Below are 3,066 nucleotides of genomic sequence, written 5' to 3' on the forward strand. Positions count from 1 at the left end.
GACCGCACCTGCTACGGCGGCGCGTGCGCCGCGGCATTCACCTGGGACTCCGCCTATGAGGAAAGCCTGAGAAGCGCTGGGTTCGCGCTGGCCGCAACCGTGCCGCTGGGGGCGGACGCGACCCTCTTCGACGCCGACCCGCTGGATCGCTGGGAACACCCGCCCACGTTCGTGGGCAATTCGATGGTCGAATTCGCGAAGCGCGAACGCGCATGGTTCGACGCGCGGCCGGAACTGGCCGCGCTGGCCGACGCCGCGTTTGCCGCGGGCCGCGTGACGCGCGAGAACTTCGGCAAGGGACTCGGCGCCATCCTGCGGGCTGAAGATGTCGCCGCGCTGGACGCGGAATCGCGGCGGCACATCGAATTGTATCTCTTTGTCGAAGGCACCCGCCGCCTGCGGCAGGAACTGGCGGCCGCGCTCGTTCCCGAAGGGATGCAGTTGCGCGGCGACGCGTCGTGGCGCGGCCCTTTTCCCGGTGCAGGTCCCACGTTGGACTATCAACGGGAATTGCCGGCCTTCTATCGCGAGTGCGAGGTCAACCTCAATTGCACGAGCATCCAGATGCCGAACGCGGCAAACCAGCGCGTATTCGACTGTCCCGCCGCGGGCGGTTTCCTGCTGACGGACGCGCAACCGGCCCTGCAAGACCTGTTCGACATTGCGTCGGAAGTGGCCTGCTATGGAAACATCGAGGAAGCGAGAGACATGCTCCGTTTCTTCCGCGCCCGCCCCGCCGCGCGCATCGCCATCGCGCGGCGCGCGCGCACCCGCGTGCTCAACGAACACACCTGCGCGCACCGTCTCCAGCGCATCGCCGGGCGCATGCGTGACCACTTCGCCGGTTGATCGGGCGGCTACTGCCCTTGTTCCTTGGCCGGCGGCGGGAACGCCTGCCCGGGCGCCCGTTGCAGTTGAGGAATGCCCATGTTCGCCCAGTTAATCTCGCGCGTAATCTTGGTCCCTTCCGGTTGCAGCGCCATGAACCGGTGGAAGTTCCGGTAGAGAATGTCGTCGAGGAGGGGACTCGATATTTCAAGGCCGTTCAAGGTCATGTTGGGGATGAAGGGCACGGTGTACGCCGCCTGCGTCAGCATGTCCAGATACGCCTTCATCCGTACGCTGCACCACTCCGCGGTTTTCATGGGATGATTCGTCATGACCAAGTCGGTGCCGAAGAAGAACCGGTCCGGGTACTCGCGAAGAATCCGCCGGAACTTCTCCGGGTCTTTCGAAATGCGCTTCAGCCCGGCAATCAGGAAGTCGTCATGACCAAACCCGATATCGCTGTACAGGTTCGGGAACGTGTCCAGCAATTCACGGAGGCGGGAATCCTTGATCGACGAGAGCATGAAATGCGGGCACACGACCTTGAGGTCAGGATACCGGTACAGGATTTCGATGAATTCCTGCGCGAATCCCGGGGCGGTGGGGCCGGGGTTTACGTGCCAGCATATGGGGATGAAGTTGACTTCGCAGTACTCATAGAGAGGGAACATGCGGGGGTCATCCATCGCTACCGGATGGAACATGTACTTGCGTTCGCCCGGGATTACATAGCCGTGGCCCGTATAGAGCTTGAGTCCCCGCGCGCCGCGGTCGATCAGGCCGCTGAATTTATCGAGCATCATCGGGTCCAACGGATTGACGGTGGGCCACGCCTCAAACCGGTCCGGGTGCGCGAGCGCAATCTGGAGCATGTTCTCGTTATATTCGTCGTAACGCGTGAACCCGACGCGCGGGTTCAGCGTAATCGTAAAATGCGAACTCCCCAGCAACACGGTCTTGCCTATCCCGTTCTGGTCCATCGCGGCAAGAAAACGGGGCACGTCATCCATGTTCTCCGCGTGGTCATGATCGTTCACGATAAGCCGCTGCTCCTGAATGCGTTTCAGTGCCTCTTCGGGCGTCTCGTTCAGTGGAATGGGCGGGAACTGTGGCGCTTCGGCCTGCTGAGGCTCGGCGAAACCTCTTTCCCCATCGAGCAGCCGGTATCCCGCAAATACCGCCGCACCCGCCACCGCCGCAAGCAGGAGACCAGCCAGAAAAGAACGCGGGGACGATCGCAACTGCATCATGGCACTCCTTACCACATTGCCTCATTTGCCGCCAGTCATCGCATCTGAGTCTAGCACAATTCCGGCATGTTCTTCTGGGATTCCAGATGTGCACACCAGCGCCGTGGCGACTTGCACCGGACCAGGAACATACGCGGCGTTCTTCCGTGAAGATGCCCGCGGTCCTGGCGCAGGCGCGCAAGATCGGAACAAAGAAACCTTCTTGTTTATGCGAAGCGCTCTTTCAGATAGCTTTCGAGCGCGCGTAGCCGGTGCGCGTGGGTATGTTCGGCGGCGATGCGCCGCTGCGCCGCCCGGACAATAGCCGCCCGTTCTTCAGGGTGGTTCAGAAAGAAAGCGGCCTTGTCTCGCAACTCGTCCATGGATTCATACAGAACACATTCGCGGCCGGGCTCGAAAAAGGCGTGCATATCCGGCTGGTTATCGGTAAGCAGGAACCCGCCCGCGGCGGGACAGTCGAACACGCGCTGGTTCACGGCGTAACACATTTGCAGGCTCGTTGAATTCACATTCACCTTGGTCCCGCGGTAATACGGCGCGAGGTCGTCAAAATAACCAACCGCGCCGCCCGCGGGAACACCGTATGCCTGCCAGCCCGCGTCGCCACGCACTTCGAGGCCCAGCGGGGCGAGTGTGCGCGCAAGGACCTCGCGCTGGCGTCTGGTAGCCTCGTAATTCACAAGCAGTTCCACGTTTCGCCTCTCAGACTCGTTCAGTCCTGCCAGCAGCGTTCCGTCCAGGATTGCCGGCATTCCCGCGGCGTATCGCTCTCGCGTGACCCGGCCCAGTTCGAAGGCCCTGCGCACCGCATCGAGCACATGCGGCACGTGCGCGTGCTTGTCGATGGCTTCCGCGGTCAGTGCGACCATGGACACGCCGACGAAAGCGAGGTCACGCTCAAATGTCTCAGGCGGTTCGCCGCAAAACAGCGCCGGGTCCGTCGCGTGGGGCATGAAATGCACGTGCCGGAAACCTGCCTGCTCCAAAT

3 protein-coding genes are annotated in these 3,066 nt (G+C 62.3%); 1 reads left to right on the plus strand and 2 read right to left on the minus strand.

Annotated features, from left to right (window positions below; translation table 11 throughout):
- The coding region (locus tag KA184_23755; GenBank protein MBP8132607.1) for a glycosyltransferase at positions 1 to 849 on the plus strand (849 nt) is incomplete at its 5' end.
- 8 nt (positions 850 to 857) lie between these two features.
- Here KA184_23755 and KA184_23760 read toward each other — a convergent pair.
- Together KA184_23760 and KA184_23765 are read right to left on the minus strand one after the other, a co-directional pair.
- Positions 858 to 2,078, minus strand: coding sequence for an amidohydrolase family protein (locus KA184_23760; protein ID MBP8132608.1), 1,221 nt, complete (start codon positions 2,076 to 2,078; stop codon positions 858 to 860).
- 206 nt (positions 2,079 to 2,284) lie between these two features.
- The coding region (locus tag KA184_23765; GenBank protein ID MBP8132609.1) for a glycosyltransferase at positions 2,285 to 3,066 on the minus strand (782 nt) is incomplete at its 5' end.

Source organism: Candidatus Hydrogenedentota bacterium (genome assembly GCA_018005585.1).
In the GTDB taxonomy this organism is placed as follows: Bacteria; Hydrogenedentota; Hydrogenedentia; order Hydrogenedentales; family JAGMZX01; genus JAGMZX01.

Bases quoted from the DNA above. Each gene is read 5' to 3' on its own strand.
- KA184_23760 (MBP8132608.1), bottom strand. From the start codon at position 2,078: ATGATGCAGTTGCGATCGTCCCCGCGTTCTTTTCTGGCTGGTCTCCTG.